Origin of the sequence: Nocardioides psychrotolerans, from assembly GCF_900113685.1 — a bacterium.
In the GTDB taxonomy this organism is placed as follows: domain Bacteria; phylum Actinomycetota; class Actinomycetes; order Propionibacteriales; family Nocardioidaceae; genus Nocardioides; species Nocardioides psychrotolerans.
Window position 1 is genome coordinate 339,417 of the sequence record NZ_FOQG01000001.1, and the last position, 25,257, is coordinate 364,673.

Annotated in this window: 25 protein-coding genes and 1 riboswitch; of the genes, 11 read left to right on the forward strand and 14 right to left on the reverse strand. The window is 71.4% G+C overall.

Features of this window, described 5'->3' with window-relative positions; genetic code table 11:
- Window positions 1–95 precede the first annotated feature (95 nt).
- The 4 genes from groL to BM204_RS01640 form a co-directional block, all read right to left on the reverse strand.
- On the reverse strand, window positions 96–1,724 hold the full coding sequence (gene groL / locus BM204_RS01625; RefSeq protein WP_091109854.1) for a chaperonin GroEL: 1,629 nt from the start codon (window positions 1,722–1,724) through the stop codon (window positions 96–98).
- A gap of 192 nt (window positions 1,725–1,916) precedes the next feature.
- The gene (locus tag BM204_RS01630) at window positions 1,917–2,768 is read right to left on the reverse strand and encodes an ATP-grasp domain-containing protein (RefSeq protein ID WP_091109856.1); all 852 of its coding nucleotides are present in this window, start codon (window positions 2,766–2,768) and stop codon (window positions 1,917–1,919) included.
- A 4-nt stretch (window positions 2,769–2,772) separates the two neighbouring features.
- Window positions 2,773–3,090 carry a hypothetical protein gene (locus BM204_RS01635; RefSeq protein ID WP_091109858.1) on the reverse strand — a complete coding sequence of 106 codons (318 nt, stop codon included), beginning with the start codon at window positions 3,088–3,090 and terminating at the stop codon, window positions 2,773–2,775.
- On the reverse strand, window positions 3,087–3,935 hold the full coding sequence (locus BM204_RS01640) for a TylF/MycF family methyltransferase (RefSeq protein ID WP_218031108.1): 849 nt from the start codon (window positions 3,933–3,935) through the stop codon (window positions 3,087–3,089). The genes BM204_RS01635 and BM204_RS01640 overlap by 4 nt, the downstream gene beginning before the upstream one ends.
- A gap of 376 nt (window positions 3,936–4,311) precedes the next feature.
- Between BM204_RS01640 and BM204_RS23110 the strand changes: the two genes are divergently transcribed.
- The gene (locus BM204_RS23110; RefSeq protein ID WP_246165755.1) at window positions 4,312–4,464 is read left to right on the forward strand and encodes a hypothetical protein; all 153 of its coding nucleotides are present in this window, start codon (window positions 4,312–4,314) and stop codon (window positions 4,462–4,464) included.
- A gap of 6 nt (window positions 4,465–4,470) precedes the next feature.
- Here BM204_RS23110 and BM204_RS01645 read toward each other — a convergent pair whose 3' ends face one another.
- The 6 genes from BM204_RS01645 to BM204_RS01670 form a co-directional block, all read right to left on the reverse strand.
- The gene (locus BM204_RS01645; protein WP_091109859.1) at window positions 4,471–4,746 is read right to left on the reverse strand and encodes a MoaD/ThiS family protein; all 276 of its coding nucleotides are present in this window, start codon (window positions 4,744–4,746) and stop codon (window positions 4,471–4,473) included.
- A 32-nt stretch (window positions 4,747–4,778) separates the two neighbouring features.
- Window positions 4,779–6,080 (reverse strand): threonine synthase, encoded by a 1,302-nt coding sequence (thrC, locus tag BM204_RS01650; RefSeq protein ID WP_091109861.1) that lies wholly within the window; start codon window positions 6,078–6,080, stop codon window positions 4,779–4,781.
- A gap of 9 nt (window positions 6,081–6,089) precedes the next feature.
- Window positions 6,090–6,222, reverse strand: a riboswitch (SAM riboswitch).
- Window positions 6,223–6,325: 103 nt separating this feature from the next.
- Complete coding sequence (gene lon / locus BM204_RS01655) at window positions 6,326–8,686, reverse strand: endopeptidase La (RefSeq protein WP_091109863.1); 2,361 nt, start codon at window positions 8,684–8,686, stop codon at window positions 6,326–6,328.
- 118 nt (window positions 8,687–8,804) lie between these two features.
- The gene (otsB, locus tag BM204_RS01660; protein WP_091109864.1) at window positions 8,805–9,650 is read right to left on the reverse strand and encodes a trehalose-phosphatase; all 846 of its coding nucleotides are present in this window, start codon (window positions 9,648–9,650) and stop codon (window positions 8,805–8,807) included.
- A 43-nt stretch (window positions 9,651–9,693) separates the two neighbouring features.
- On the reverse strand, window positions 9,694–10,188 hold the full coding sequence (locus BM204_RS01665; protein ID WP_246165751.1) for a LytR C-terminal domain-containing protein: 495 nt from the start codon (window positions 10,186–10,188) through the stop codon (window positions 9,694–9,696).
- A 3-nt stretch (window positions 10,189–10,191) separates the two neighbouring features.
- Window positions 10,192–10,488 carry a DUF3263 domain-containing protein gene (locus BM204_RS01670; protein WP_091109866.1) on the reverse strand — a complete coding sequence of 99 codons (297 nt, stop codon included), beginning with the start codon at window positions 10,486–10,488 and terminating at the stop codon, window positions 10,192–10,194.
- Window positions 10,489–10,610: 122 nt separating this feature from the next.
- Between BM204_RS01670 and BM204_RS01675 the strand changes: the two genes are divergently transcribed.
- The 6 genes from BM204_RS01675 (at window position 10,611) to BM204_RS01700 (ending at window position 17,980) form a co-directional block, all read left to right on the forward strand.
- Complete coding sequence (locus tag BM204_RS01675; protein ID WP_091109868.1) at window positions 10,611–11,600, forward strand: Gfo/Idh/MocA family protein; 990 nt, start codon at window positions 10,611–10,613, stop codon at window positions 11,598–11,600.
- 17 nt (window positions 11,601–11,617) lie between these two features.
- Entirely contained in the window at window positions 11,618–13,045 is a 1,428-nt protein-coding gene (locus BM204_RS01680) for an alpha,alpha-trehalose-phosphate synthase (UDP-forming) (protein ID WP_091109870.1), read from the forward strand.
- Window positions 13,046–13,177: 132 nt separating this feature from the next.
- Entirely contained in the window at window positions 13,178–14,362 is a 1,185-nt protein-coding gene (locus tag BM204_RS01685) for an alpha/beta fold hydrolase (protein ID WP_091109871.1), read from the forward strand.
- 76 nt (window positions 14,363–14,438) lie between these two features.
- Window positions 14,439–15,188 carry a M15 family metallopeptidase gene (locus BM204_RS01690; RefSeq protein ID WP_218031107.1) on the forward strand — a complete coding sequence of 250 codons (750 nt, stop codon included), beginning with the start codon at window positions 14,439–14,441 and terminating at the stop codon, window positions 15,186–15,188.
- A gap of 36 nt (window positions 15,189–15,224) precedes the next feature.
- Window positions 15,225–16,562, forward strand: a complete 1,338-nt coding sequence (locus BM204_RS01695; protein WP_091109875.1) for an MFS transporter — start codon at window positions 15,225–15,227, stop codon at window positions 16,560–16,562.
- Window positions 16,559–17,980: a pyridoxal phosphate-dependent decarboxylase family protein gene (locus BM204_RS01700; RefSeq protein WP_091109876.1), complete on the forward strand. Its 1,422-nt coding sequence runs from the start codon at window positions 16,559–16,561 to the stop codon at window positions 17,978–17,980. The genes BM204_RS01695 and BM204_RS01700 overlap by 4 nt, the downstream gene beginning before the upstream one ends.
- 248 nt (window positions 17,981–18,228) lie before the next feature.
- Here the strand turns inward: BM204_RS01700 and BM204_RS01705 are convergent, their stop codons facing one another.
- The 4 genes from BM204_RS01705 to BM204_RS01720 are packed head-to-tail and all read right to left on the reverse strand — an operon-like array spanning window position 18,229 to window position 20,864.
- Entirely contained in the window at window positions 18,229–18,510 is a 282-nt protein-coding gene (locus tag BM204_RS01705) for a GNAT family N-acetyltransferase (RefSeq protein WP_091109878.1), read from the reverse strand.
- Window positions 18,511–18,529: 19 nt separating this feature from the next.
- Complete coding sequence (locus tag BM204_RS01710; protein ID WP_091109880.1) at window positions 18,530–19,444, reverse strand: carbohydrate kinase family protein; 915 nt, start codon at window positions 19,442–19,444, stop codon at window positions 18,530–18,532.
- Window positions 19,438–20,124, reverse strand: a complete 687-nt coding sequence (locus BM204_RS01715; RefSeq protein WP_091109881.1) for a class II aldolase/adducin family protein — start codon at window positions 20,122–20,124, stop codon at window positions 19,438–19,440. Before BM204_RS01715 ends, BM204_RS01710 begins: the two co-directional genes overlap by 7 nt.
- A 23-nt stretch (window positions 20,125–20,147) precedes the next feature.
- The gene (locus tag BM204_RS01720) at window positions 20,148–20,864 is read right to left on the reverse strand and encodes a TetR/AcrR family transcriptional regulator (protein ID WP_091109883.1); all 717 of its coding nucleotides are present in this window, start codon (window positions 20,862–20,864) and stop codon (window positions 20,148–20,150) included.
- A 107-nt stretch (window positions 20,865–20,971) separates the two neighbouring features.
- Here BM204_RS01720 and BM204_RS01725 point away from each other — a divergent pair, with 107 nt between their 5' ends.
- From BM204_RS01725 to BM204_RS01740, 4 genes are all read left to right on the forward strand, one after another.
- Window positions 20,972–22,486, forward strand: a complete 1,515-nt coding sequence (locus tag BM204_RS01725; protein WP_091109884.1) for a flavin monoamine oxidase family protein — start codon at window positions 20,972–20,974, stop codon at window positions 22,484–22,486.
- Window positions 22,483–23,547 (forward strand): SMP-30/gluconolactonase/LRE family protein, encoded by a 1,065-nt coding sequence (locus BM204_RS01730; protein ID WP_091109886.1) that lies wholly within the window; start codon window positions 22,483–22,485, stop codon window positions 23,545–23,547. The genes BM204_RS01725 and BM204_RS01730 overlap by 4 nt, the downstream gene beginning before the upstream one ends.
- A 25-nt stretch (window positions 23,548–23,572) precedes the next feature.
- The gene (locus tag BM204_RS01735; RefSeq protein ID WP_091109887.1) at window positions 23,573–24,274 is read left to right on the forward strand and encodes a uracil-DNA glycosylase; all 702 of its coding nucleotides are present in this window, start codon (window positions 23,573–23,575) and stop codon (window positions 24,272–24,274) included.
- A gap of 207 nt (window positions 24,275–24,481) precedes the next feature.
- The gene (locus tag BM204_RS01740) at window positions 24,482–25,255 is read left to right on the forward strand and encodes a dioxygenase family protein (protein WP_091109889.1); all 774 of its coding nucleotides are present in this window, start codon (window positions 24,482–24,484) and stop codon (window positions 25,253–25,255) included.
- Window positions 25,256–25,257 lie beyond the last annotated feature (2 nt).

Consider the following 25,257-nt stretch of genomic DNA (forward strand, 5'->3'; position numbering starts at 1 on the left):
GACAGGGCCCCCGCCGAAGCGGAGGCCCTGCTGGCTGGTGCTGGTGCTGTGAGCTGGACTTCAGCTCCACCCGCGCGAGCGCGGGCAGGGGGTGCTCAGAAGTCCATGCCGCCCATGCCACCGGACGGGTCGCCGCCCATGGGCGCCGCCTTCTCCGGCTTGTCGGCCACGACGGCCTCGGTGGTGAGGAAGAGCGCCGCGATGGAGGCGGCGTTCTGCAGCGCGGAGCGCGTGACCTTCGCCGGGTCGATGATGCCCTCGGCGATCATGTCGACGTACTCGCCGGTCGCGGCGTTGAGGCCGTGTCCGGGGGTCAGGTTGCGCACCTTCTCCGCCACGACGCCGCCCTCGAGGCCGGCGTTGATGGCGATCTGCTTGAGCGGGGCCTCGGTCGCGAAACGCACGATGTTGGCACCGGTCGCCTCGTCACCCTCGAGGTCCAGCTTGGCGAACGCCAGGTCCGCGGCCTGCACGAGCGCCACGCCACCTCCGGCGACGATGCCCTCCTCGACGGCGGCCTTCGCGTTGCGAACGGCGTCCTCGATGCGGTGCTTGCGCTCCTTGAGCTCGACCTCGGTGGCCGCGCCGACCTTGATGACCGCAACGCCGCCGGCCAGCTTGGCCAGGCGCTCCTGCAGCTTCTCGCGGTCGTAGTCGGAGTCCGACTTCTCGATCTCGGCGCGGATCTGGTTGACCCGACCAGCGATCTGGTCGGCGTCACCAGCGCCCTCGACGATGGTGGTCTCGTCCTTGGTGATGACGACCTTGCGGGCCTGGCCGAGCAGCTCGATGCCGGTCGACTCGAGCTTGAGGCCGACCTCCTCCGAGATGACCTGGCCGCCGGTCAGGATCGCGATGTCCTGCAACATGGCCTTGCGGCGGTCACCGAAGCCCGGAGCCTTGACGGCGACGGACTTGAAGGTGCCACGGATCTTGTTGACGACCAGCGTGGACAGGGCCTCGCCGTCGACGTCCTCGGCGAGGATCAGCAGCGGCTTGCCGGACTGCATGACCTTCTCGAGGAGGGGCAGCAGGTCCTTGACACTGGAGACCTTCTGGTTGGCGATCAGGACGTAGGGGTCCTCGAGGACCGTCTCCATCCGCTCGGGGTCGGTGACGAAGTAGGCCGAGATGTAGCCCTTGTCGAACCGCATGCCCTCGGTGAGCTCGAGGTCGAGGCCGAACGTGTTCGACTCCTCGACGGTGATGACGCCTTCCTTGCCGACCTTGTCCATCGCCTCGGCGATGATCTCGCCGACCGTGGTGTCAGCAGCCGAGATGGAGGCCGTCGACGCGATCTGCGCCTTGGTCTCGATCTCGACGGCCATGCTGGAGAGCTGCTCCGAGACGGCGGTGACCGCAGCCTCGATGCCGCGCTTGAGGCCCATCGGGTTGGCACCCGCGGCCACGTTGCGCAGACCCTCGCGGACCATCGCCTGGGCGAGGACCGTCGCCGTCGTGGTGCCGTCTCCGGCCACGTCGTCGGTCTTCTTGGCGACCTCCTTGACGAGCTCGGCCCCGATCTTCTCGAACGGGTCCTCCAGCTCGATCTCCTTGGCGATGCTCACACCATCGTTGGTGATGGTGGGCGCACCCCACTTCTTCTCGAGCACGACGTTGCGGCCCTTGGGACCGAGGGTGACCTTGACGGCGTCTGCGAGCGTGTTCATGCCACGCTCCAGGCCGCGTCGGGCTTCCTCGTTGAAAGCAATCAGCTTCGACATAACTCCTGCGATCCTTCGCAATCAAGAGTTGTGGACGGCCAGGATCGTCGCCCGCGACGGACGGTCAGGCTGACCCGGCGAACCCTTCTCGCCGACGCTTCTGACCTCAACTCCCCCGGCCGGGGGTCAGCACTCTCATGACGAGAGTGCCAGCCTCATGTCTAGCACTCGACCCCGGCGAGTGCAAACGAATCAGAGCCGGGCCGCCAGCGCGTCGGCGAAGTGACGGGCGTTGTCGGGGACGTGGTCGAGGTAGAGACCGGGCTCGGTGATCTCGACCTCGCTGACCACGAGCCCACCGTCGTGCCACATCAGGTCGATCCGCGCATAGACCAGCTCCGCGCCGAGGATCTCGGTGGTCACCGCGACCGTGCGGGCGGCGAGCAGCGCCGCCTCGGGGTCGAGCGGGGTCTCATACGACGTACCGCCGTACCACTCGTGCACCCGGTAGTCGTCCTTGCCGGCGATCTTGCGTACCTGGCTGACCGGCCGCCCGTTGAGCACGAAGACCGACTGCTCCCCCTCCGCCATCACCGACTCGACCAACGGCTGCACGATCCACGGCCCCGGATCGACGGGCAGCCAGCTCCCGGCGTCGTAGACCACGACCATGCCGCGCCCTCCCGCGCCGACGCGCGGCTTCACGACGGCCGGCTGGTGGCGGGCGATGGCGGCGCGGAGGTCGACGGGGTCGTCGACCGAGACGGTCGGCACGACGGGCACGCCGCCGTGGGCGGCGAGCTCGACGAGGTAGGACTTGTCGGTGTTCCACCGGAAGACGTCCACCCCGTGCACCAGGCGCGAGCCGACCCCGCCGGCCCAGCCGAGGAAGTCGACCAGCCGGGTCTCGTAGTCCCACGTGGAGCGGACCACGACCAGCTCGGCGCTGCTCCAGTCGACGTACGGATCGTCCCAGGACACCCACTGGCTGCTGATGCCGCGCTCGGTGAGCGCGGCGTCGAGGTGCTCGTGGCCCGGCTCGCCCTCGGGGAAGGTGCTGCAGGTGACGAGGAGGACCCGGGGATCGGTGGGCTCGACCGGCATGGGGTTAGCGCTTGCGCTTGATGCGAGCAGGGACGGAGACGACCGCGTGGCCGACCTTCCAGCTGGTGCTGTCCTTGACCGCGGCGAGCTCACGCTCGGCTCGCTGGGCGCGCTTGGCGGCCCGGGTGGCCTTCTGCTCGGCCTGCGTGGCGCGCTTCATCGCCTCGGCGGCGCGTTGCTCGGCGCGGCGCGCCCGACCCTCGGCGGCACGGAGGTCCTTGACGACACGGGCGTGCAGCTCCTTGGTCGCGCGGGACCCGAAGCGGCGCGCGCGGACGAGCTCGTCCTCGAGCTTCTTCAGCCCGGCCTCGGTGTCGCTCACGACTTCCTCCAGAAGACCCCGGCCCAGTCGATCTCCTCGATCGGGTCGGTGATGCCGCGGGCGTCGCGGAAGTCGTGGATCGCCTTGGCGCAGGCGGGCACCGCGCCGTAGTCGTCGACGATGACGTAGCCGCCGACCGACACCTTGTCGTAGAGGGCGTCGAGCGCGTCCATCGTCGAGGAGTACATGTCGCCGTCGAGGCGGAGCACTGCGAGCCGCTCGATCGGGGCGGTGGGCAGGGTGTCGGAGAACCAGCCGACGAGGAACTGCACCTGCTCGTCGAGCAGGTCGTAGCGACGGAAGTTGTCGCGGACGTCGTCGACCGAGATCGCGAGCTCGTCGCGGGTGTGGTGCTGGTCGCCGGCGTCGGCCTCGTAACGGCCGTCGTAGGCCGGCAGGCCCTCGAAGGAGTCGGCCACCCAGACCGTGCGGCCGGTCTCGCCGTGCGCCTTGAGGATCGCGCGCATGTAGATGGTGGAGCCGCCGCGCCAGGCGCCGGTCTCGATCAGGTCACCGGGGACACCGTCGACGATGACGCTCTCGACGCAGGCGCGCACGTTGGCCATGCGCTTCATGCCGATCATCGTCTCGGCGTCGGCCGGCCAGTCGCGGCCGACCTCGCGCGCCTCGCGGTCGAACTCGCCGGACTCGACCATCCGGATGTCGCGCCCCTTCATCGCACCGCGCACGAGGTCCCACAGGTAGGACTCGTAGGAGCGCGACGGCAGCTTGACCGTGACGTTGCGCCCCTCGAACTCGTAGCGCGTCAACATCTTGGCCATGACGTCGAGGTAGAGGGCGACGGCAGGGCTGTCGGTCGGGCTGTCGGTCGGGCTGGTGGTCACACGGGCTCCTCGGCAGGCTGAACGGCTCGGTGCAGACTACCGGCGGGCCTGGGAAAATCGGTCGGTGCCCACGCTCGATCGCTGTCGATCCAGGTCTCCCCCGCGCGTCATCTCGGTGACAGAATCCTCATCGTCCCCACCAGAAGGCCCGGCATGCCCCAGCACCTCACACTCCTCCCCTCGCCGAGCGCGTCATGAACGTCCTCGTCATGCTCGCGGAGGCCGACCACTTCGAGCGCTGGGCGACCGTGGACGAGGCCGTGACGTCGCGGCCCGGCCAACCCGACGCGGCAGGACCCTTCGCCGAGACCGTCGAGCAGCTGGGTGGCTTCTACCTGATCGACGTGCCGACCTCGCCCTGCTCAAACTCCTGGTCGTGCCGGGTCACCGACTCCCGGCCGCCCGCGCCGAGCTCGCGGCGCGCGCGGGGCTCGCCGACCTCGCGCGTTCGTCGTACGACGAGGCGCTGGTGGTGTGCAGCAACGCTGCGGAGCAACGCCACCTGGAGCGGCGGCGCGCGGACCTGTGAGAGCGATCAGCCGCCGGCGACGGCAGGGATGACCGAGACCTGGGTGCCGTCGGGGGTGGGCGTGTCGAGGTTCTCGAGGAAGCGCACGTCCTCGTTGCCGACGTAGACGTTGACGAACCGGCGCAGCGCGCCCTTGTCGTCGAGGATGCGCGCCTTGATCCCGGCATAGCTGGCCTCCAGGTCGTCGAGGACCTCGGCGAGCGTCGCGCCCGACGCGGAGACCTCAGACTTCCCACCGGTGTAGGTGCGCAAGATGGTGGGGACGCGGACGGAAACGCTCACGGCGCAGGACTCCTAGGTTGCTCGGGGGAAGGTCAGGCGATGCCGGCCGCGACGAACGCGGCGTAGGACGGCTCGATGGTGGCGGTCGGCCCCACGATGCCGGAGACGGCGTCGAGGGTCTTGAGGCCGTGGCCGGTGTTGATGACGACGGTCTCGAGGGTGGTGTCGAGCTGGCCGGTCTCGACGAGCTTCTTCAGGACGCCCACGGTGGTGCCACCGGCGGTCTCGGTGAAGATGCCCTCGGTGCGGGCCAGCAGCACGATGCCCTCGCGGACCTCGTCGTCGGTGATGTCCTCGACGGCGCCGCCGGTCTCGCGGCAGATGTCGAGCACGTAGATGCCGTCGGCGGGGTTGCCGATGGCCAGGCTCTTGGCGATCGTGTCGGGCTTGACCGGCCGGATCGCGTCGACGCCGGCCTTGTAGGCGGCCGAGACGGGCGAGCAGCCGCCTGCCTGGGCGCCGAAGACCTTGTAGGGCTTGTCCTCGACCAGGCCGAGCTTGACCAGCTCCTGGAAGGCCTTGTGCACCTTGGTGAGCTGGGAGCCGGAGGCGACCGGGATGACGACCTGGTCGGGCAGGCGCCAGCCGAGCTGCTCGGCGATCTCGTAGCCCAGCGTCTTGGAGCCCTCCGCGTAGTAGGGGCGGACGTTGACGTTGACGAACGCCCAGCCCTCCTCCTCGCCGGCGATCTCGGAGGCCAGCTTGTTGACGTCGTCGTAGTTGCCGTTGACGGCGACCAGCGACTCGGTGAAGACGGCCGAGTTGACCTGCTTGGGCGTCTCGAGGTTGCTCGGGATGAAGACGACCGTCTTGATCCCGGCGCGGGCCCCGGCGGCGGCCACGGCGTTGGCGAGGTTGCCGGTGCTCGGGCAGGCGAAGACCTTCGAGCCGAACTCGGTCGCGGCGCTCAGGGCGCAGGCGACGACGCGGTCCTTGAAGGAGTTGGTGGGGTTGGTGCTGTCGTCCTTGACCCATAGGTTGTCGATGCCGAGCTCGCGGCCGAGGTTGTGGGCCTTCAGCAGCCGGGTGAACCCCGGCTCCATGTTGGGGCTCTGCTCGATGTCGGTCGGGACCGGCAGCAGCGCCTTGTAGCGCCAGATGTTGGCGGGGCCTGCCTCGATCTCCTCGCGGGTGATGGCGGGGAAGTCGTAGGCGATCTCCAACGGGCCGAAGCACTCCGGACACGCATAGAACGGACCGAGCTCGACACCGTGGCCGCACTCGCGGCACGAGAGGCCGGTGGCATGGCCGAAGGCGCCCTCGCGGATGCCGGTGGCGCCCTCGGGGACCGGGGTCGTGTCGGACTGGCTCTGCTCGGTGATGACGGCGCTCATGCGTCCTCCTTCTCATCTTCCCCGGCACGTACTTCGCGTCGGGACGGAATTAGCACCGTTTCCGCGACTGCACGATGGCAGGGGGCACGCGGCGGTTGCCGGGACTTCACTGGGCCGTACCCTCAGTCCCTCTTGATGAGCTGCTTGAAACCATACGGGCGCGTCTCACGATGTGCACATCGGGTCCGGATGCTGGGATCTGAGTGTCCGATCCGTCGGTGCGTCGGCCGCGTGCCCCGACCAGGTCAGGCGGCCGCCACCGTCTGATCCTCCCCCACCGCGGGCTGCGCGAGCGCCCCGGCGACGACGTCGAGCACGTCGGCAACCAGGTGGACGGTGACGGCCTCCAGGACCTCGGCCGGCACATCGTCCAGGTCGGGCTCGTTGCGCTGCGGCAGGAACACCTCGGTCAGGCCGGCCCGCTGGGCAGCGAGCAGCTTCTGCTTCACGCCCCCGATCGGCAGCACCCGGCCATTGAGCGTCACCTCGCCGGTCATCCCGACCTCGCTGCGCACCGGTCGCCCGGTCGCCAACGAGGTCAGCGCGGTCACCATCGTGACACCCGCGGACGGGCCGTCCTTGGGCACGGCACCGGCGGGGACGTGCACGTGGATCGCCTTCTCGAAGAAGCTGCGGTCCACGCCCAGGTCGTCGGCGTGCGCGCGCACGAAGGACAGCGCGATCTGCGCCGACTCCTTCATCACCTCGCCGAGCTGACCGGTGAGGGTCAGTCCTCCGGACCCTCCCGACCCGGCCCCCGTGACCTCGTGCGCCGAGGCCTCGATGAACAGCACGTCTCCCCCCAGCCCGGTGACCGCGAGGCCGGTGGCGACCCCGGGGACCGCCGTACGTTCGTGGGCCTCGGGGGTGAAGCGCGGTCGGCCGACCAGCTCACGCAGGACCGGTACGTCGATCGCGACGGTCTCCGCGTCAGTGACGGCCAGGCGCGTGGCGGCCTTGCGCAGTGCCTTGGCGAGCAGCCGCTCCAGCTGTCGCACTCCGGCCTCACGGGTGTGGTCGGCCGCGAGCTCGTGCAGCGCCGCGTCGGTGATGGTGACCTCGTCGGGCGCCAGCGCGGCCCGCTCGAGCTGGCGCGGCAGCAGGAAGTCACGGGCGATCGCAACCTTGTCGTCCTCGGTGTAGCCGTCGAGAGCTACCAGCTCCATGCGGTCCAGCAGCGCGCTCGGGATCTGCTCCACGACGTTGGCCGTGGCGATGAACAGCACGTCGGAGAGGTCCAGGTCGAGCTCGAGGTAGTGGTCGCGGAAGGTGTGGTTCTGCGCAGGGTCGAGCACCTCGAGCAGCGCCGCCGCGGGGTCACCTCGGTGGCCGTCGGCCCCGACCTTGTCGATCTCGTCGAGCAGGACGACCGGGTTCATCGAGCCGGCCTCCTTGACCGCCCGCACGATCCGGCCGGGCAGGGCGCCGACGTAGGTGCGGCGGTGGCCGCGGATCTCGGCCTCGTCGCGCACGCCACCGAGGGCGACGCGGACGAACTCACGACCCAGCGCCCGCGCGACGGACTCGCCGAGCGAGGTCTTGCCGACTCCCGGAGGGCCGGCCAGCAGGATCACCGCACCGGAGCCACGACCGCCGACGACCTCCAGGCCACGCTCGGCGCGACGCGAGCGCACCGCGAGGTAGTCCACGATCCGCTCCTTGACCTCCTCCAACCCGTGGTGGTCGGCGTCGAGGACCGCGCGGGCTTCCGCGACGTCGGTGCTGTCGGTGGTGCGGACCGCCCAGGGCAGGTCGAGCACGGTGTCGAGCCAGGTGCGGATCCAGGCCGTCTCGGGGCTCTGGTCACTGGAGCGCTCGAGCTTGTCGACCTCGCGCAGCAACGCGGCGCGCACGTGGTCGGGCACGTCGGCGGTCTCGACGCGACCACGGTAGTCATCGGCTCCTCCTGGCTGCTGGGCTTCGCCCTCCCCCAGCTCCTTGCGGATCGCGGCCAGCTGCTGGCGCAGCAGGAACTCGCGCTGGGACTTCTCCATGCCCTCACGCACGTCGGCCCCGATCTGGTCGGCGATCTCGGCCTCGGCGAGGTGGTCGCGGGTCCAGGCGATGACGGTCTCGAGGCGCCGCTCGATGTCGGGGGTCTCGAGGAGCTCGCGCTTCTGCTCGTCGGTGAGGTAGGGCGCGTAGCCGGCCGCGTCGGCGATCGCGCTCGGGTCGGTCAGGCGGTGCACCGAGTCGATCACCTGCCAGGCCTCGCGGCGCTGGAGCACGGCGATGACGAGGCGCTTGTAGTCCTCGGCGAGCTCGCGAGCGTGGTCGGTGGCGGTCTCCTCGACCGGCTCGACCTCGACCCACAGCGCCGCGCCCGGGCCGGTGACACCGGCGCCGATGCGGGCCCGCTTCTCGGCCCGCAGGACCGCGGCGGGTGATCCACCGGCGAGCTTGCCGACGCGGTCGATCGTGGCCACCACACCGTACGACGCGTAGCGGTCCTCGAGCCGCGGCGCGACGAGCAGCTGGCTCGCGCTGCCCGCCGTGGCGGCGTCGACGGCGGCCTGCGCGGCCTCGTCGAGCTCGATGGGCACGACCATGCCGGGCAGGACGACGAGGTCGGCGAGGAAGAGGACGGGCAGACGGGTGAGAGACATGGGCGCCCCTTAGGGGTGAGTGCGGGGCCGGCTGGCCCTGTTCTTGAGTGGTGTCGACTCAACTCACGGGTTGGGTGGGGTGTTCCGCTGTTCTCCGTGGGCGAACGTGGCTCACGGGTCAGGCGCGAAGCGCGCGCGCGTCGGCGGTGAGCTGGCGCAGCAGGTCGAGGACGCCGTCGGGGCCGTGGACGACGACGTCGGCGCGAGCGACCAGCGCGTTCTCCTCGTCGGAGGCCGAGCAGACCAGCAGCGTCGGCAGACCCCCCTTGTCGAGGGCCGTGACGGCGTCGAAGGCCTCGAGGTCGCCGAGGTCGTCGCCGGCGAAGAGGAAGGCCCCGGCACCGAGCTCCTCGGTCAGGCGCTCGACGACCAACCCCTTGTGGATGCCTGCGGAGCGGACCTCGAGAACGTTGCGGCCGGGCTCGACGACCAGGTCGTGGCGGGCGGCGAGCTCCTCGACCAGCGGCAGCAGCCGTGCGTACGCCGCGTCGGGGTCGGGCAGCCGGCGGGTGTGGATGGCCACCGAGATGATCTTGTCCTCGAGGTGCGCCTCGGCCGCGTCGGCCCGGCGCAACGCCCGGGGGAGCTCCCGCTCGAAGCTCGCCAGGCCGGTCGGGGGTCGCGGACCGACCACCCGGCGGTGGGTGGAGGTCCAGCGCTCGTTGCCGTACTGACCGAAGAGGTAGAGCTCCTTGCCCGCGTCGCCGATGGCGTTACCGACCTCCTCGAGCCCACCGAGGTCCAGTGCCTGGCGCGCCGGGCGTCCGGTGATGACCGCGATCGCGGCCACCTGGGAGGCAAGGTCAAGCAGGACCTCACCGGCGTCGGGGTGGATGTGGGCCTGGGCCGGGTCGTCGACGATGGGCGACAGGGTGCCGTCGAAGTCGAGGCCGATCACCGCCTCGGCCGAGGCGCGCACCAGCGCGGCGTACTTCTGCTCGCCTGCGATCGACGTGAACTCCACGCCTGAACCCAACCACGCCCGCCACCGAGCAGGCGACGTCAGGTCAGCCGAGCTCGCCGGTCATGATGACGGTCAGGCGGTCCAGCCGCATCGGGTCGACGGCGACGGCCGTGCGGTCGATGCCCAGGTCGAGGGCGAGGAGCGTGGCCTCGGCCTTGAGTCGCGGGGGAAAGAAGACGGTGTTGCCGCTGACCGACCCATACCAGTTGTCGGTGCCGACGACCTGCCAGCCGGCGTCGGTGGTGCGGGTCGCGACCGTGCCTGCGAGGCCGGTGATGCCGGAGTTGTTGTAGACCTCGACGTAGGTCTTGGCGCGGTTCACGACCGGCTTCGGTCTGGGCTTCTGCGTCGGGGTCGCGCTCGCCGAGGAGCTCGGCGAGGGCGCCTGGCTGCGGGCCACGGTGGTGACCTCGCGCTCGGTGGGCTCGGCGCCACGGGTGGCCACGAAGGCGACGGCAGCCATGGCCACCGCGATGATGCTGAGCATCACGACCGGCGAGGGGAAGACCACCCCGCGCTCGTCACGGGCGCGGCGCACGTCTCAGACCTCGAAGCCGAGTCGGCGGGCAGAGCGCTGGCGCTGGCGCTGGGAGCGCAGCCGACGCAGCCGACGGACCAGCAGCGGGTCGGCCTCGAGGGCTTCGGGACGGTCGATGAGCGCGTTGAGGACCTGGTAGTAGCGCGTGGAGCTCATGTCGAACTTCTCGCGGACCGCGGTCTCCTTGGCGCCGGCATATTTCCACCACTGGCGCTCGAAGTCGAGGATCTCGCGGTCGCGCTCGCTCAGGGTCAGCGGTGCCTCGGGCTCGTGGCTGTTGAGGGCGTTCGCGGCGTCCATGCGCTGTCTCCCGTGCGGTGTGGTGACGTGTGTGCCCACTGTAGGTGACGAACCACATGGATGTCATTCGCCTCGCGGATTCGGCTGCGGCGCGCCGGACGCGGCCGGTTAGGGTCACGACCATGGCTCATAAGACCCGGTGGGGCATCCTCGCGACCGGCAAGATCGCCCACAGCTTCGCCGTCGACCTGGCGCTGGTGCCCGACGCCGAGCTGGTGGCCGTCGGCTCGCGGCGGATCGAGGCCGCGCAGGCCTTCGCCGACCAGTACGGCGGCCGCGCGCACGGCTCCTACGAAGACCTCGTCGCCGACCCGGACGTCGACGTCGTCTATGTCGCGACCCCCCACTCGATGCACCTCGACAACGCCCGCCTCGCCTTCGAGGCCGGCAAGCACGTGCTGTGCGAGAAGCCGGTCACCCTCAACCTCGCGCAGGCCGAGGAGATGGCGCGCCTGGCGTCCGAGCACGACCGCTTCCTGATGGAGGCGATGTGGACCGCCTGCAACCCGGTGATCCGCACCCTCGTCGACGGCATCCGCGCCGGGCGCTTCGGCACCCCACGCCAGGCCTCGGCCGAGCTCGGCTTCGTCGTCGACCAGGGCCCCGAGCACCGGCTCATGGACCCGGCGCTCGGCGCGAGCGCGCTGCTCGACATGGGCATCTACCCCCTCACGTTCTGCCACCTGGTGCTGGGCGAAGCCGAGTCCCTCACGGCCAGCGCGGTGCTGTCGGAGTCCGGCATCGACCTCGACGTCGCAATGACGGGGCGCTACCCCGGGGGCGCGCTGGGCCTGATGGCCGCGTCGATGACCTCGTGGTCCGCACGCACCGCCGCGGTCGCGACCGACGAGGGTCGCCTGGAGGTGCCCGCCCAGTTCCACCACCCGACGTACGCCGTGTGGACGCCGGGCGGCGGCGAGCCCGAGCGCATCGAGGCCGCCGCGCCGGTCATCGGTCAGGGCTACGGCAACGAGATCGCCGAGGTCGATCGGTGCCTCACCGAGGGGCTGCGCGAGAGCCCGTGGGTGCCGCACGCCCAGACGCTGAGCCTGATGCGCCAGATGGACGACGTACGACGCCAGATCGGCGTGCGCTACGCCGTCGACCGGTAGCCGGTTAGGGTCAGGGCGTGTCAGCAGATCTCGTGATCGTCGCCAACCGGCTGCCTGTCGACCGGGTGGAGCTGAGCGACGGAACACCGGGCTGGCGCGGCTCTCCTGGTGGTCTGGTGACCGCCATCGAGCCGGTCATGCGGGCCAACGACGGCACCTGGATCGGGTGGCCCGGCGGCACCGAGACCGACCTCGAGCCCTTCGAGTTCGACGGCATGCACCTGGTGCCGATGACGATGAGCCAGGACGAGGTCGAGACCTTCTACGAGGGCTTCGCCAACGGCACCATCTGGCCGCTCTACCACGACCTGGTCGCCAAGCCGGAGTTCCACCGGGAGTGGTGGGACGGCTACGTGGGGGTCAACCAGCGCTTCGCCGAGAAGGCCGCGAGCATCGCCTCGGAGGGCGCGACGGTGTGGGTCCACGACTATCAGCTGCAGCTGGTCCCGCAGATGCTGCGCGAGCTGCGACCCGACCTGCGCATCGGTTTCTACCTGCACATCCCGTTCCCGCCGGCCGAGCTCTTCCAGCAGCTCCCGTGGCGTCGCCAGCTGCTCGAGGGCCTGCTCGGGGCCGACCTCGTCGGCTTCCAGCTGCCCGGTGGCGCGGCCAACTTCGTGCGGCTCGTGCGGCAGCGGGTGGGCCACAAGACGCACCGCGACCTGGTCTACCTGCCCGACGGCCGCACCGTGCGTGCCGCGGCGTTCCCGATCTCGATCGACGCCGCCGGCTTCCAGGAGCTGGCCCAGTCCGACGCCGTCGCCGAGCGCGCCAAGGCGATCCGCGAGGCGCTGGGCAACCCGCGCCGGATCTTCCTCGGCATCGACCGGCTCGACTACACCAAGGGCATCTATGCCCGCCTGCGTGCCTTCAGCGAGCTGCTCGCCGACGGTCACCTCGACGTCGAGGACGCCGTCTTCGTGCAGGTCGCGGTGCCCTCGCGCGAGCAGGTCGAGCAGTACCGCATCCTGCGCGACGAGATCGACCGCCTCGTCGGGCGCATCAACGGCGACCTGGGCCGCATCGGCCGTCCCGCGATCAGCTACCTGCACTCCTCCTACCCGCGCGAGGAGATGGCCGCCCTCTACCGCGCCGCCGACATCATGGTCGTGACTCCCTACCGCGACGGGATGAACCTGGTCGCCAAGGAGTACGTCGCCTGCCGCTTCGAGGACGACGGCGCGCTCGTGCTCTCGGAATTCGCCGGTGCGGCCGAAGAGCTGCGCCAGGCATGGCTGGTCAACCCCTACGACATCAACGGCATGAAGTCCTCGATGCTGGACGCCTACAACGCCGACGAGCGCGAGCTGACCAAGCGCATGCGCGCCATGCGCAAGACGATCAGCCAGCACGACGTCGCCGCCTGGGCCGACAGCTTCATGACCGAGCTCTCCCACGTCGACACCGCGCACGGCAAGCCCGTCCGGCCGGCCAAACGGTCCTGACGCTGTCGTGTGGCCGGCCACCCGCGGGCGAGGAAGCGACCAGGCCTGACATTCCTCGGATGGTGCGGGCGACCTGACCCGTGGCCACGGCAGGTCCTCCTGACCTGAGGACCCGCGCGGTACTTTGCACCCATGGACTTGATCCCGAAGCCTGATCAGGTCGTCGCCGCCGCCAGCAACGTCGCCCACCGGGTGTTCTACGGCGGACTGGCCGACCTCCGCCCGATGCCCCGCACGCTCATCGACGACGGCACCCTGCGCGAGGTCTACCACTACCGCCCGGCCGCCAAGGTCGTCGAGCAGGGCGACCCGGTCCTCCTCGTGACCCCGCTGGCGGCGCCTGCAATCTGCTACGACCTGCGTCGCGGCTGCTCGCTGGTGGAGCACTTCGTGCACGGTGGCCGCCCGACCTATCTCGTGGAGTACGGCGAGGTCTCCTTCCGCGACCGCAACCTCGGCATGGAGCACTGGATCGACGAAGTCATCCCGACCGCGATCCGCGAGGTGTCCGCCCACGCCGGCGGCCGCCCCGTCCACGTCGTCGGCTGGAGCCTGGGCGGGATCTTCTCGCTGCTCACCGCCGCCGACTCCCCCGACCTGCCGATCGCCTCGATCAGCGTCGTCGGCTCGCCCTTCGACGTGAGCCTGGTGCCGCTGGTCGCCCCGATCCGGCCGCTGCTCAACCTAACCGAGGGCCGCGGCATGATCACCCGCGCCTACCAGGTGATGGGCGGAGCCCCGAAACCGCTGGTCAAGTGGGCCTTCCAGCTCTCGTCCTTCCAGAAGCTGGTCACCAAGCCGATCGCGGTGGCGACCCACCTCGACGACACCGAGTGGCTCGCCCAGATCGAGGCGGTCGACCGCTTCACCGCCAACATGATCGCCTACCCCGGCCGCACGTTCGGGCAGCTCTACCACCGCTTCCTCAAGGCCAACGCCCTCAAGGACGGCTCGATGGAGCTCGACGACCGCACCATCTCGGTCGCCGACATCACCGCCCCTGTGCTCGTCTTCGGCGGTGCCACCGACGGCATCGCCCCGGTCTCCGCGGTCAAGGCCGTGGTGCCGTTGCTGACCGGGTCGCACGAGGTGCGCTTCGAGATCGTCCCCGGCGGCCACCTCGGCATGCTGACCGGCCGCGGCGCCCGCACCACCACCTGGCGGGCGCTCGACGAGTGGATCGACCAGTGGTCGACCGACGACACCCCGGGAGACGACGGGGACGGCGCGTCGGAGGAGGCACTGCCCGAGCCGTCGATCGGCACCAGCCGCACCCGCAAGCACGGCTCGGCCGCCTCGCGGGCGCTGTCGACCTAGGGGTTTCCCGCTACCGGACCGGGTCCGGGCTGCGCCACGGTGGAGGCGCTCCCCCTCCCCCGACGGAAGGCTCCCCATGTCTCGGCCGATGTCGCGCACGCGCGCGTGCGTCACCGCCGCGCTGGTCACCCTGACCAGCCTCGTCGCCCTCACCGGCACGACCGCCCCCGCCTACGCCGACGAGTGCTACTCGTGGGGCCGCACGCTGAGCTCCGGCACGTCGGGACCGGATGTCGCCGAGCTCCAGGTGCGGGTCGCCGGCTGGGCCGGCTACGGCGTCAACATGGCGATCGACGGCAACTACGGCGCCCAGACGGTCGGCGCCGTGCGTGGCTTCCAGACCGCCTATGGTCTGGGCTCGGACGGCGTGGCCGGCCCTGCGACGTACGCGAAGATCTATGAGCTTCAGGACGCCGACTGCACCCCGGCGCACTTCTCCTACGCGGAGGTCGACGGCGGGTGCGGCGCCGGCGGCTACGGCGGCGGCTCGGTCGGCGAGGCCACGGTGAAGTCCAACCTGCTGCGCGCGATGTGGCGTGCGGAGGCGCTGCGCCAGCGGCTCGGCAACCAGCCGCTCACGGTCACGTCGGGCTTCCGCTCACAGGCGTGCGACCAGCAGGTCGGCGGCAGCGGCACCGGCCAGCACACCTACGGCACCGCGATCGACCTGGTCAGCTCCGCGGTGAGCTTGTGCACCATCGCCGGTGGCGCGCGTTACGCCGGCTTCGGCGGCATCTTCGGCCCCGGCTACCCCGGCCACGACGACCACGTGCACGTCGACGTACGCAGCGGGCAGACCTGGAGCGCACCCAGCTGCGGGATCTGAGGCACCCGCAGGTCGCCGGTCACCTACCCTGCGTCCATGCCCCGTCAGGTAACCACAGCCCAGCTGCCACGGAGCGTGCGCATCGGCTACGGCTCGGGCTCGGTGGCGACCGGCGCCTTCGGGACCGTGCCGGGGCTGATGCTGCTGCCCTACCTGACCGACAGCCTCGGCATCGCGGCGATCGTGGCGGGGTTCATCGTGTTCCTGCCGAAGGCGTGGGACGTGGTCCTCAACCCGATCGCCGGACGCATCAGCGACCGGACGATCGACCCGCGCGGGCCGCGGCGGCCGTGGCTGCTGCGGGCCGGGCTGACGCTGTCGGTGTCCTTCGCGCTGATCTTCGCCGCCCCCGAGATGGGCTCGCGGGTCGCGGAGGCGGCGTGGGTGGTGGTCGCGTTCCTCGCCTGCGCGACGGCCTATGCGTTCTTCCAGGTGCCCTACGTCGCGATGCCCGCCGAGATGACCTCGTCCTACGACGAGCGCACGCGGCTGATGACCTGGCGGGTGGCGATCCTCGCCTTCACGATCATGCTCGCCGGCGCCACCGCACCGGTGATCCGAGACGCGGTCGGCGGCCGCGCCGGCTACCGCGTGATGGGCGTCGTGATGGCGCTGATCATCGCTGTCGGGGTGGTCAGTGCCTACGTCGGAACCCGTCGCGTCCCGGTCGGCACGGTCGAGGCGGGACCGGGCTCGCTGCGCGACCAGCTGCGGATCGTCGCGACCGCGCGGGACTTCCGCCACCTCCTGACGACCTTCGTCCTCCAGGCGCTGGCGACCGGCTGCATGCTCGCCGGCGTCGCCTACCTCGCCGAGGACGTGCTCGACAGCACGGGCGCAGCCACCGTGCTCTTCGTCTGCTTCGTCGGCCCCGCACTGCTCCTGACGCCGGTCTGGTCAGCGGTCGGCGGTCACGTCGGCAAGAAGGCCGGCTACGTCGCCTCCTCGCTGATCCTCGCGGCCGGAGCCGCACTGTCGGTGCTGGCGCAGGTCGCCCCGGTCTGGGTCGTCTTCGCCGCGGTCGCCCTGGTGGGCGTGGGGTACGCCGGCTGCCAGGTCTTCCCGATGGCGATGCTGCCCGACGCGGCCGCTGTCGACGCGCGGCGCACCGGCTCCAACCGGGCCGGCGTCTACACCGGTGTGTGGACCGCGGGCGAGACCCTCGGCCTCGCGCTCGGCCCGGGTGTCTTCGCCCTGGTGCTGGCCATCGGCGGCTACCGCTCCAGCACGTCCGGCGAAGCCGACGTCGCCCAGCCCGACTCCGCGCTCACCGCGATCGTGCTCGGATTCTCCCTGCTCCCCGCAGCCTTGACCCTGCTCAGCCTCTGGTGGCTGAGCCGCTACTCCCTCGACGCCACGGAGGTCGACGCATGACGGACGTGCTCGCACGACTCGCAGCGATGCAGGCCGGCGACCTGCCGGCCCACGGCGGTCGCACCCTCGCCTACGTCTACGACTCCGGACTGGCCGAGGTCGACCGGGTCGGCCGCGAGGCCGTGGCCGCCTACGCAGGGTCCAACGGGCTGGACCCGACCGCGTTCCCCAGCCTGCTCCAGATGGAGAACGACCTCGTCGGCTTCGCGGCCCGGCTGCTCGAGGCGCCCGACACGGTCGTCGGGTCGGTCACCAGCGGCGGGACCGAGTCGGTGCTGCTCGCGGTGCAGACCGCCCGCGACGCCCACCCCGAGGTCACGGCCCCGACCATGGTCATCGCCAGCTCGGCACACTCGGCGTTCCGCAAGGCCGCGCACTACTTCGGGGTGCGGGCCGTCGAGGTGCCGTGCGGCGCTGACCTGCGCGCCGACGCCACGGCGATGGCGGCCGCCATCGACGACAGCACGGTGCTCGTGGTGGCCAGCGCGCCGTCGTACGCGCACGGGGTCGTGGACCCCGTCACCGAGATCGCCGCGGCGGCGGCGGCCGCCGGTGTGCGCTGCCACGTCGACGCCTGCATCGGCGGCTGGGTGCTGCCCTATGCGACGCGGATCGGGCGCCGCGTCGCGCCGTGGACGTTCGCGGTCGACGGGGTCACGTCGATCTCGCTCGACCTGCACAAGTACGGCTACGCCCCCAAGGGCACCTCGCTGCTGCTGCACCGCACCCCCGCGCTGCGGCGCCCGCAGTTCTTCGCCAGCGCCGACTGGCCGGGCTACACGATGCTCAACTCCACGATGCAGTCGACGCGCTCCGGCGGTCCGACGGCCGGTGCGTGGGCGGTCGTGCAGTCGATCGGCGACGCGGGCTACGAGAAGCTCGCGCGCGAAGTCTTCGAGGCCACCGACCGGATCGTCTCGGGGATCGCCGAGGTCCCGGGCCTGCGGGTCCTCACCCGGCCGGACTCGACCCTGGTCACGATCGTCACCGACACCTCGTGCGACCCCTTCACGGTGTGCGACGAGATGGCCGAGCGCGGCTGGTACGTCCAGCCCCAGCTGACCTACGGCGACCTCCCCGCCAACATCCACCTCTCGATCAGCGCCGCCACGCTGGCCCACGTCGACGACTTCCTCGCCGCGATCGCCGCCTCCGTCGAGGTCGCCGTGGCGAGCGGTCCGGTGCAGCTCGACCCCGGGGTCGCGGCGTACGTCGCCGGGCTGGACCCGGTCTCTCTCAGCGAGGAGGACTTCGACGGACTGCTCGCCGCCGCCGGGCTCCTCGGTGGGGGCGACCTGGCCCTCCCGACCCGCATGGCCGACATCAACGCGCTCCTCGACGTGGCGTCCCCCGCGCTGCGCGAGGCCGTGCTGCTCGCCTTCCTCGACCGGCTCTCCCGACCGTCCACGAACTTCTAGGCCGGTGCCGGCATCAGAGGTGCCGGCGGTGACTACGGGTGCAGCGCGAGGAGCGTCTACGAGGACCCGGGCACGCCGTACGTCGTGGGGTCGGCGGGTGCGCTGCCGATGCGCGACACGGTGCGCGTCACGCCCGGTCAGGAGTCCGTCGTCGACTTCCCGGTGCCGTTCGCTGCCGTCAGCTGAGAGCAGAGGCACGAGCGCATGCGCTGGTCGCGGGCCGGCGACCGGAGCGGGCCCGGCGGAGCTCAGCCGACCAGGTCGGCGTACTCCGGGTGCTTCTCGACGTAGCCCTTCACGAACGAGCAGGTGGGGATCACGCGGAGGCCGTGCGAGCGGGCGTCGTCGAGGGCGTGGCGGACGAGCTTGCCGCCGATGCCCTGCCCCTCGAAGTCGTCGCCGACGACGGTGTGGGTGAGCTTGATGGTGCCCTCCGTGAGCTCGTAGTCGGCGAAACCGGCCTCGGCCCCGTCGGAGGTGATCTCGAAGCGGAGTCGCTCGGTGTTGTCGGTGACCTCGATGTCGCTCATGTCGCCACGGTACCCACGCTCACCGTGCCGCGAACGCCTGCACCGACGCCAGGGTGTAGCTGCCGGCGTCGGTGCCGAGGCCCTGCGCCACCTGCGCAGCGGTGGCGCAGCCGAGCTCGGCGGCACCGCGGTGGTCGAGGCCGAGGGAGAGCCCGCGTAGGAAGCCGGCCGAGAACGCGTCGCCGCAGCCGGTGGTGTCCACGACCTCGATCTCGTAGGCCGGCACCTCGAGCACGTCGTCCGCCGTCACGACGAGTGCACCCTTGGCGCCCTGGGTCACGGCCACGCAGCCGGCACCGGCCGCCACGAGCGCCCGGGCACCCTCGGCGAGCGTTGCGGCACCGGTGAAGCCCAGCACCTGCTCGTCGTTGGGCAGCAGAAAATCGGTGTGCGGCAACGCGTCGGCGATCCACGCCAGCATGTCGGGGTCGCCGGGGGCGAGGACGTCGAGCGAGGTCGTGGCGCCGATCGAGCGGGCGTGGGCGAGCAGCTGCCCAGCGGCCTCGCCCCCCAGGAACTCCGGGCCGCCGAGGTGCAGGTGGGTGATCCCCTCCAGGGCGGCCAGGTCGAGGTCGGCCAGCGTGAAGGCGCCGTTGGCACCGATGCAGTGCCACGCCGGCCGGTCGCCGTTGGGTCGCACCGGGATCACCGAGGCCGAGGTCTGGAGCTCGGCCTTGCGCACCAATCCTGCCGTGGACACGCCTTCGCGCGCCAGCAGGGCGAGCAGGGTGTCGGCGATCGGGTCGGTGCCGACAGCTCCGAAGCTCGTGACCTCGGCACCCAGCCGGGAGAGGACCACGGCGGTGCCGCCCGCCGTACCGGCCGGGGAGAACCGGATCGTCTCCACCAGCTGGCCGTCGGAGGCGTCGGGGATCGACTCGATGCCGATGACGTGGGTGTCGAGGACGTGGACGCCGACGGTGGCGATCAACATGTGGGCTCTCCTGCTGGGGTCTCGGGTTGGTCGACAACGGGCTGGGTGCTGCCGTAGCCGCGGCTGATCGCGGCGGTGATGACGTCGTGCTGCTCGGCGTCGGTGAGGACGCGCGGGGTGCCGAGGGCGCTGGCGCGGTGGTGCAGGGTCGCGAGCCACTCCAGCAGCAGGGCGTGCTCCACGGCGGCCGCCAGCGAGGCACCGACCGCGACCGAGCCGTGGTTGGCCATCAGCGCGGCCTGGCGCCCGGCGAGGGCGTCACGCACGTGGGCGGCGAGCTCGGCGCTGCCGAAGGTCGCGTAGGGCGCGACGCGCACGGCGCCGCCCAACGCCAGCTGCTGGTAGTGCAGGACCGGCAGCTCGTCGAGGACGCAGGCGATCGCGGTGCTGTACGGCGCGTGGGTGTGGACGACCGCCGCGAGCGCCGGGTCTGCTGCGTAGAGGCCGAGGTGCAGGTCGAGCTCTGAGGTGGGCCTCAGCCCGCCCTCCAGCACCTCGCCGCCCAGCGACACGACCGTGACGTCGTCGGGCGTGCACCCGCCGAGGACGACCCCGGTCGCGGTGACGGCCACCTGGTCGCCGTCGCGGACGCTGACGTTGCCCGCCGTGCCGACGAGGAGCCCGGCCTCGGCCAGTCGACGGGCTGCGGCCGCGACCTGCTCGCGCACCTCCCCGCTCACGCGCTCACGCGCCCTCGCCGGGCTCACGCGCCCTCGCCGGGCTCACGCGCCCTCGCCGGGCTCACCGGGCTCACCGTGTGCCGGGCCAGGTAGGCGCTCACCATGGTGACGCCCTCCTCGATCAGCTCGGGGTCGCCGTCGTCGTCGTGCTCGAAGGCGAGCTGGAAGACCCGGTCGCCGATCTCGACAGCGAGCATCGCCACGGTCGGCGAGAGGCTCGGCAGCGCCAGGCCCTGCTCGATCGCGACGTCGCGCAGCACCTGGGCGACGCGGGCGTTGTGGTCGCGGCCGAACTGGTGGACGGCCGGGTTCGTGCGTCCCCGCAGGTAGATCTCCACGAAGGCCCGCCGCCGGTGGTAGACGGTCACGAAGGCACCCATCGTCGTGCGCACGAGCGCGTCGAGGGTCAGGCTCGGCACCTCCGCGAGGTCCGCGACCACCTGGGCGTCCATCTCGGCCATGTCCCGCTCGGCGATGGCGAGGAGGACGTCCTCCTTGGCCGCGAAGTACTGGTAGAGCGAGGCCACCGGCACCCCCGCTGCCTCGGCGATGTCGCGGGTCGTGAGCGCCTCGACCCCGCGTGCGACGACGAGGTCGGCGGCCGCGTCGAGAAGGTGCTCGACCTTGCGCCGGCTGCGGGCCTGGGTCGGCACGCGCCGCTTGGTGGCGGCGGGCGGCGTGACCGGACGGGCGGTCCGGTCGTTGTCCGTGACAGTGGCCTCAGCCCGTGGTGGAGACATGCTCCGGAGTGTAGGCTCAAAATCGAAACATGACACATGTTCATGTTTGCCCGTTCTGATGTACCCGTTCGCACGTGCCCGTCCTGATCGACCGTCGAGGAGACCCGATGACCGACCTCCCGCTGACCCGCCGCACCGCGCTCACCGGCACCGCGCTCGTCGGCGCCGCGCTGGGCACCGGCGCCTTCGCCGGGCTCACGCCGACGTCGTACGGCGCCGGGGCGGCCGGCGCGCCGGGCCTGCAGGGCGCGCTCCCCCGCTCGGTCGACGTCGTCGTGGTCGGTGGCGGCATCGCCGGCCTGGTCGCGGCCCGCAAGGTCGCCCGCGGCGGGAAGTCCGTGCTCCTCGTCGAGGCCCGCGAGCGGGTCGGTGGCCGCGTGCTCAACCACACGCTCGAGACCGGCGAGACGATCGAGTCGGGCGGAGCTTTCGTCGGCCCCACCCAGGACCACATCCAGGCGCTGGCGCGCGAGCTGAAGGTGCCGACGTTCCTGGAGTACAACGAGGGCAACAGCGTCTACATCTCCTCGACGACTGGCCGCCAGGAGTACACCGGCACCGTCCCGCCGGACCCCACGATCCTGCCGGACGCCGCGATCCTGCTCCAGCAGATCGACACCTTCGCCGCCGAGATCCCCGTCGACGCGCCGTGGAGCCACCCGCGCGCGGCCGAGTGGGACGCGATGACGCTCGGCGAGTACATCCGGCGCAACAGCATCAACGCAGAGGGGGTCGGCAACCTGATCCGCTGCTGGACCCAGCCCGGCTTCGGCGCCGACCCCGACGAGCTCTCCTTCCTCTACACCCTCTGGTACGTCGCCTGCTCGGGCAACGAGCGCAACGTCGGGACCTTCGCCCGCAACTCCGACACCGCCAACGGCGCTCAGGAGCGACGCTTCGTCGGTGGCTCCCAGCTGGTGCCCCTGAGGTTGGCGCAGCGCCTGGGCGACATCGTGGCGCTGGCCGCTCCGGTCACGAGGATCGAGCAGCGCGACCACCGCGTCGTCGTCCACACCGGGCGCGGCACCGTGACCGCCGAGCGCGCGATCGTGGCGGCTCCCCCGCCGCTGGTGCTCGACATCGACTGGTTCCCCCGGCTGCCGACCCGGCGGCTGCAGCTGCTGCGCCACATGGACATGGGCCAGCTGATGAAGTGCGACGCCGTCTACCGCACCCCCTTCTGGCGCGCCGCCGGCCTCAACGGCTTCGGCCTCAACGACTCCGGCGCCGCCCGCGCCGTCTTCGACAACACCCCGCCCTCGGGCGGTCCCGGCGTGCTGCTCGCCTTCGTCGGCGGGGCGACGTGGCGCCGTTACGGCGTGATGACCCGCGCGCAGCGCCGCAAGCACGTGCTCGAGGGCTTCGCGGCCATGTTCGGTCCGCAGGCGTTGCGCCCGATCGACTACGTCGAGCACGACTGGACCAAGGAGCAGTGGACCCGCGGCGGACCGACCGCGATCCACGCGCCCGGGTCGCTCGTGCAGTTCGGCCCCTCGATCCGCCAGCCGTTCGGCCGGGTGCACTGGGCCGGCACCGAGACCTCGACCTACTGGTCGGGCTACATGGACGGCGCGGTCCGCTCCGGCAAGCGTGCCGCGTCCGAGGTCCTGGAGCGCCTGTGAAGCGACCGCTCTCCTCCCTGCTGACCGGGCTGACCGGGCTGGCCACCGGCCTGCTCACCGTGGGGCTGCTCAGTGCACCGGCTCCTGTCGCCGCGGCCGCGGCCGCCCCACCGAAGTGGACGACGACGGTCTTCGCCTCCGTGCCCGCGCCGGGCTACCCGGCCTACGTCTTCAAGCACCGCAACAGCCGCGTCTACGCCGGCACCTACGTCAACAGCTCCAGCCGCAAGGCCTCCAAGGTCTTCGAGTGGACCGCCGGCGGCACGCTGCAGCGGTCGTGGGCCCTGCCGCGGCAGCTGCGCGACGGCAGCCACGGCGTCCAGGTCGCCAACCAGACCCACGACGGAAAGCTCGTGCTTCTCGAGACCTCGCGCTCCGCCGTGATCACCCTCGACATCCGGACCGGCCGCTTCCGCACGATCGCCCGCCTGCCCGGCGGCGGCGTTCCCAACTACGCCACGTGGGGGCCGGGCGGCGCGCTCTACGTCACCGACTACGGCGACGGCGTGATCTGGAAGGTCTCGCGCCGCGGCGGCGTGACCGAGTGGTTCCGGTCGACCGACCTCGACGGCGTGGAGTTCGGGACCACCGGCATCGTCTACCGACCGCAGAAGCGCGACTTCCTGATCAGCCAGCAGACCTCGCAGACCGCCGGCCTGCCGACCGACGGCCACCTGTTCCGGCTCGGCACCCGCGAGGGCGGGCGGGCCGGCGTCCTGTCGACGCTGTGGACCTCGCAACCCGGGGAGCTGCCCGACGGCTTCGGCATCGGCCGGTCGGGACACATCTACATCGCGATGGCCGGCCTCACCGCGCAGCTCGTCGAGCTGTCGGCATCCGGCCGGGAGCTCGACCGCTTCCCGGACACGCCGTTCACCGGTGAGAACGGCTCGCGGATCCCTTTCGACACCCCGTGCAGCGCGACGTTCAGCGGCACCACGGTGCTGGTCGCCAACCAGTCCGCGGTCCAGGGCGACCCCAGCCACCAGGCGATCCTGGCGGTCGAGGTCGGCGAGCGGGGTCGGGCGCCGTACCTCCCGAAGGGGGCGGGCTTCCGCTGACGCCGAGCCTCGGCACAATGGCGCCATGAGCGCACTCGCCGGGCTGGTGGACCGTGGGTTGATGGCGCCCGACTGGGCCGAGGCGCTGGCGCCCGTCGACGAGCGGGTCGCGCGGATGGGGCAGTTCCTCCGCGCGGAGATCGCGGCCGGCAACGCCTACCTGCCCGAGGGTGACGCGGTCTTCCACGCCTTCCGGCGCCCGCTGTCCGAGGTGCGCGTGCTCGTCGTCGGTCAGGATCCCTACCCCACGCCGGGGCACCCCATCGGGCTCAGCTTCGCCGTCGACGCGCACGTGCGGCCGGTGCCGCGCAGCCTGGCCAACATCTATCGCGAGCTGGCCAGCGACGTCGGCGTCACGCCACCGGCGCACGGCGACCTCACGGCCTGGGCGGACCAGGGGGTGATGCTGCTCAACCGGGTCCTCACCGTCCGCCCCGGCGAGTCCGCCTCCCACCGGGGCCGCGGCTGGGAGGAGGTCACCGAGTGCGCGATCCAGGCGCTCGTACGACGCGTGGCCGATGGCGGCGCGCCCCTCGCCGCCGTCCTCTGGGGACGCGACGCGCAGTCGCTCAAGCCGCTGCTGGGCGCGGTCCCGTGGGTCGAGTCGGTCCACCCCTCCCCGCTCTCGGCCAGCCGCGGCTTCTTCGGCTCACGGCCGTTCTCCCGCGTCAACGCGTTGCTCGTCGAGCGGGGTGGCACCGCGGTGGACTGGTCGTTGCCGGCCTAGGTCTGCATGAGCACTCGGATGTCCGGGGACTCCTGCGTCTGTCCGCCACTTCCCCCCGGCAGTTCGCGCGAGCCGCGGCCAGGCTGAGCGTCAAGCCACGCAACCGGTCGACGAACTGCCGACATTCCGGCGCCGGCGTGCGACCTCGGACCGCCGCCGAGTCGACATCCGCTGGAATAAAGTTGAACGTTGAACTATTATCCAGTCATGACCCTGATGCCCGCGCTCTACATCGGCCACGGAGCCCCGCCGCTCCTCGACGACCCGCTGTGGTCGGGCCAGCTGGCAGCGTGGGCGGCCCAGGACCTGCCACGACCCACGGCGATCCTGATCGTCAGCGCCCACTGGGAGTCGGCGCCGATCATGCTGTCGGCCAGCGGGGCTCCGCTGGTCTACGACTTCGGTGGCTTCGATGCGAAGTACTACCAGATGACCTACGAGACCCCCGACGCCACGGCACTGGCCGCGCGCATCGCCGCCATGATGCCGGCAACCGAGCCGGTTCACCAGCACGCCTCCCGCGGGCTCGACCACGGCGCCTGGGTGCCGCTGAAGATCATGTATCCCGACGGGGACATCCCGGTCCTGCAGATGTCCCTGCCGACCCAGGACCCGGCGCGGCTGCTGGGGATCGGCGAGCGCTTGCGCCCCCTGCGCGACGAGGGCGTGCTGATCATCGGCAGCGGCTTCCTCACCCACGGCCTGCCGTTCCTCACCGACTTCCGGATCGACGCCCCGGCGCCCGGCTGGTCGAAGGACTTCGACGCCTGGGCGGGCGAGGCGCTCGCCCGCGGGGACGTCGACGCCCTGTCCAACTACCGCTCCCTGGCGCCGGGCATGCCCTTCGCGCACCCCACCGTCGAGCACTACACGCCACTCTTCGTCACCCTCGGAGCCGCGACCACCCCGGACGAGCCCGGCATCCAGGTGATCGACGGGTTCTGGCTCGGGTTGTCGAAGCGGAGCCTGCAGGTCGCCTGACG

Excerpts from the sequence above, each read along its gene's own strand:
- groL (WP_091109854.1), bottom strand. The coding sequence starts at position 1,724 with ATGTCGAAGCTGATTGCTTTCAACGAGGAAGCCCGACGCGGCCTGGAG.
- BM204_RS01630 (WP_091109856.1), bottom strand. The coding sequence starts at position 2,768 with ATGCCGGTCGAGCCCACCGATCCCCGGGTCCTCCTCGTCACCTGCAGC.
- thrC (WP_091109861.1), bottom strand. The coding sequence starts at position 6,080 with ATGAGCGCCGTCATCACCGAGCAGAGCCAGTCCGACACGACCCCGGTC.
- lon (WP_091109863.1), bottom strand. The coding sequence starts at position 8,686 with ATGTCTCTCACCCGTCTGCCCGTCCTCTTCCTCGCCGACCTCGTCGTC.
- BM204_RS01670 (WP_091109866.1), bottom strand. The coding sequence starts at position 10,488 with ATGGACGCCGCGAACGCCCTCAACAGCCACGAGCCCGAGGCACCGCTG.
- BM204_RS01675 (WP_091109868.1), top strand. The coding sequence starts at position 10,611 with ATGGCTCATAAGACCCGGTGGGGCATCCTCGCGACCGGCAAGATCGCC.
- BM204_RS01685 (WP_091109871.1), top strand. The coding sequence starts at position 13,178 with ATGGACTTGATCCCGAAGCCTGATCAGGTCGTCGCCGCCGCCAGCAAC.
- BM204_RS01690 (WP_218031107.1), top strand. The coding sequence starts at position 14,439 with ATGTCTCGGCCGATGTCGCGCACGCGCGCGTGCGTCACCGCCGCGCTG.
- BM204_RS01695 (WP_091109875.1), top strand. The coding sequence starts at position 15,225 with ATGCCCCGTCAGGTAACCACAGCCCAGCTGCCACGGAGCGTGCGCATC.
- BM204_RS01700 (WP_091109876.1), top strand. The coding sequence starts at position 16,559 with ATGACGGACGTGCTCGCACGACTCGCAGCGATGCAGGCCGGCGACCTG.
- BM204_RS01705 (WP_091109878.1), bottom strand. The coding sequence starts at position 18,510 with ATGAGCGACATCGAGGTCACCGACAACACCGAGCGACTCCGCTTCGAG.
- BM204_RS01710 (WP_091109880.1), bottom strand. The coding sequence starts at position 19,444 with ATGTTGATCGCCACCGTCGGCGTCCACGTCCTCGACACCCACGTCATC.
- BM204_RS01720 (WP_091109883.1), bottom strand. The coding sequence starts at position 20,864 with ATGTCTCCACCACGGGCTGAGGCCACTGTCACGGACAACGACCGGACC.
- BM204_RS01725 (WP_091109884.1), top strand. The coding sequence starts at position 20,972 with ATGACCGACCTCCCGCTGACCCGCCGCACCGCGCTCACCGGCACCGCG.
- BM204_RS01735 (WP_091109887.1), top strand. The coding sequence starts at position 23,573 with ATGAGCGCACTCGCCGGGCTGGTGGACCGTGGGTTGATGGCGCCCGAC.
- BM204_RS01740 (WP_091109889.1), top strand. The coding sequence starts at position 24,482 with ATGACCCTGATGCCCGCGCTCTACATCGGCCACGGAGCCCCGCCGCTC.